Below are 2,597 nucleotides of genomic sequence, written 5' to 3'. Positions count from 1 at the left end.
GATGATGGCATGTCCGGTGACGACGGCTCGGACGCGGGCGCGGACAGCTCGACGGATGGCGCGGATACAGGGGCCGACGGATCGTCGGACGGCGCGTCTGCCGGGGGCGATGCTGCGGGTGGCAATTCCAGCGGCGGAGATTCCAGCGGTGGGGATTCCGGCGGTGGTGATTCGGATGGCGGAGATTCCGATGGTGGCGACAGCACCAATGGGTAACGCTTGATCAGCGGTGAATTACCGGGGGCCGGATTCGTCCGGCCCCTTTTCCGGTCGCCCGACGGACCGGCCTGGAAAACGTCGTCTTCGCACGCAAAGGATTCATGTCGGGCGCAGGTGGCCCCCTGCGCCGGGGCCTGTCATCCATTCGCTTCCGCCTGATGCGCCTGCAGCAATTCCAGCGGAACGATATCCAGCGCCCGTCGATGCGTCGCATCCAGGACCACCTTGGGCGCGGCCATTTCCTGCGCCGCCTGCAGAAAGCGCGCGGCGCACAGGCACCAGCGATCGCCAGCCTTCAGCCCGGCGAAGCGGAATTCCGGTCGGGGCGTGGACAGATCGTTGCCCAGATATTTCGACATGGCCAGAAATTCGTCGGTCACGATCACGCAGATCGTATGGCTGCCGCGATCCTCAGGTCCGGTATCGCAACATCCGTTGCGAAAGAAGCCGGTCTTCGGCCGGTCCGAACACGTCTCCAACGGCCCGCCGAGAACGTTCAGGGATCGCTCCATCCTCGTCTCCTCCTGGAAACAGGATAAACCAGCCGCGCCTGTCGGCCAATCCCCCGCCGTTCACAAGCCCGATGGCAGGGGGGCAGGGTGCCATGACACCCATCGGCCGTGAAAATCCGCGCGCCCCAGCGACCAGCCATGGACGGCGCCGTTCCACAGCCGCAGCGACAGCGCCGCGCCGGGGCCGCACCCGTCGGATTCCATCGCGAAATGCGCCAGTGGTGCGTCCGGGCCGGCCCGCGCTGCCGCAGCCTGCAGGGCGGCCGCGCAAACCCCTTGCGTCGCTTCCGGAAAATATTGTGCCGCCACGGTGTGACAGACGAATGTCACGCGCCCCGGCGCGGCCTTGGCCAGACGCGCAATCAGCCAGTCGCCCGCATCGCCCTGCGCCACCTGCGGCGGAAAGACCCGCGCCAGATCCAGCGCGCCGCGCAGCCGGGCCAGCCGGGCCGACTGATCCGCCCAGCAATAGGCCTGCAACCGCAGCCGGTCCGCCACCGGATCGACCGGCCGCAGATCGACGCCCTCGGCCTCGGCCAACCGGAACTCTCCGGCTGGAACCTGTCCGTCCCATCGCGGCCGCAAGGTCACGCCGGCGCCCTGGTCGGACGCAGGCCGGTCGGCATGGGCGCCGGGCTGCGCGTGCGCGGGCCGCAGATGGTAATGCGCGAAATTCAGGTTCAGACCGGCCGAGGCGCCCAGTTCCAGCGCCCTCAGCGGCAAGCCACATCGTTGTGCGAGGAACCGGGCTGCTGCGATGATCGCCGCCGACCGCGCGACCTCGTTCGTCTGCGGCGGGCTGTCCAGCCAGCGCAGAAGACAGGCCTCATGCGCGGTCAGGACCGACAGCAACAGCGCCGCGTCCACCCTGCCCGAGGCATAGGCGCGGGCCAAGGCTGGGGCGGCGCCGCGCAGGACCAGCGCGTGCAGCCCGCCGCACAGCCGCAGAGGCACGGAATCGGCGCTGGATGAGGGATCGCCGCGCCAGTCCAGAACGCGCCGCGCGACCGCGCCCGAATCGTGGCGCAGGCAATCCGCAAGCAGATCGCAGACGCGCGCAGTCAGCGGTGAGCCCAGATCGCGGCAGGATCGCGCCTGATCGCGAAACGCGGCCCGAACCGCCGCTTCGTTCATCGGAACCGCCGGGTCAATGCGCGCAGACGCTCGGCCATGCTGGCCGGAGCGGCCTCGATCTCGGTCGCCGGAGCGGGATTGCCTTCGGTCCTGCCGGGCGAGGGTTTTGTGGATCCTGCCCGGTCCGGCCCGGTCCTGCCGGTATTCCGCGCAGGCTGGGTGCGGGCTGCGACGGCGTTCTGAAACCGCCCGCCATCGCCTGCGGCCAGAAACGGCGATCCATCCGCGATTCCGCGCAGCAGATCATCCAGCCAGTCGCGATCGGACCTGGCGAAGTCCGACAGAACATAGGCCGCCACCCGGTCCTTGTGTCCCGGATGGCCGATGCCCAGCCGCACACGCTGGTATTCCGGCCCGATATGCTGATGGATCGATCGCAGCCCGTTATGGCCGGCGTGACCCCCGCCCGACTTTACCCGGCATTTGCCCGGCGCAAGATCCAGTTCGTCATGGAACACGATCACATCGGCAGGCGTCAGCTTCAGATAGCGCATGGCCTCGCCCACCGATTGCCCCGACAGGTTCATGAACGTGCCCGGTTTCAACAGGGCAATGCGGTTTTCACCCAGCCGTGCCTCGATGCTCTGGCCCTGAAACCGTGCCCTCCACGGACCCAGGTCGTGGTCGGTCGCGATGCGGTCAACCGCCATGAAACCGATATTGTGACGGTTCCCTGTATATTTCATGCCCGGATTGCCCAGGCCCACGATCAGTTTCATCTGCCTCTCCCGG

The 2,597-nt window shown here is 67.9% G+C and carries 4 protein-coding genes; 1 reads left to right on the top strand and 3 read right to left on the bottom strand.

Translation table 11 applies throughout. The features are described from left to right. On the top strand, positions 1-216 hold a 216-nt coding region (locus tag B4A72_RS05005; protein WP_292978181.1), incomplete at its 5' end, for a hypothetical protein. Positions 217-356: 140 nt separating this feature from the next. On the opposite strand, the gene B4A72_RS05000 is transcribed toward B4A72_RS05005, so the two are convergent. The 3 genes from B4A72_RS05000 to pth are packed head-to-tail and all read right to left on the bottom strand — an operon-like array spanning position 357 to position 2,584. Next, entirely contained in the window at positions 357-731 is a 375-nt protein-coding gene (locus B4A72_RS05000; RefSeq protein ID WP_292952452.1) for a DUF2237 family protein, read from the bottom strand. 60 nt (positions 732-791) lie between these two features. After that, positions 792-1,865, bottom strand: coding sequence for a DUF2332 domain-containing protein (locus tag B4A72_RS04995; protein WP_292978180.1), 1,074 nt, complete (start codon positions 1,863-1,865; stop codon positions 792-794). Further along, positions 1,862-2,584, bottom strand: coding sequence for an aminoacyl-tRNA hydrolase (gene pth / locus B4A72_RS04990; protein WP_292978192.1), 723 nt, complete (start codon positions 2,582-2,584; stop codon positions 1,862-1,864). The genes B4A72_RS04995 and pth overlap by 4 nt, the downstream gene beginning before the upstream one ends. Positions 2,585-2,597: the final 13 nt, after the last annotated feature.

Origin of the sequence: Paracoccus sp. UBA5162, assembly GCF_002413585.1 — a bacterium.
Taxonomy (GTDB): domain Bacteria; phylum Pseudomonadota; class Alphaproteobacteria; order Rhodobacterales; family Rhodobacteraceae; genus Paracoccus.
The sequence above is the reverse complement of the archived record's forward strand: the minus strand, read 5'-3'. Positions and strand labels throughout refer to the sequence as shown.